A 397-nucleotide genomic window follows, 5' to 3' on the forward strand; every position below is an offset into this window, starting at 1 on the left:
GCAGGCGGAGCTGGAAAGCGCGAAAGAGCCATTCAACCTTGGGCGCTTAATTCGTCTGGTAAAAGAATATCATCTGCTTAATCCGGTGATCGTCGACTGTACGTCAAGCCAGGCGGTGGCGGATCAATATGCTGATTTCCTGCGCGAATGCTTCCATGTGGTTACGCCGAACAAAAAGGCCAACACCTCGTCGATGGATTACTACCATCAGCTGCGTTTTGCAGCGGCGAAGTCCCGGCGTAAATTCCTCTACGATACCAACGTGGGAGCGGGCTTGCCGGTTATTGAAAACCTGCAAAATCTACTCAGCGCAGGTGATGAATTGCAGCGTTTCTCCGGTATTCTTTCCGGCTCACTGTCGTTTATTTTCGGCAAGCTGGATGAAGGAATGAGCTTC

The 397-nt window shown here is 51.1% G+C and carries 1 pseudogene; it reads left to right on the top strand.

Annotated features, from left to right (window positions below):
- Nucleotides 1–397, top strand: a pseudogene (thrA, locus tag FDX22_RS31555) (bifunctional aspartate kinase/homoserine dehydrogenase I); the annotation flags it as partial.

The organism is Citrobacter sp. TBCS-14 (assembly GCF_005280805.1).
GTDB classification, from domain to species: domain Bacteria; phylum Pseudomonadota; class Gammaproteobacteria; order Enterobacterales; family Enterobacteriaceae; genus Citrobacter; species Citrobacter gillenii.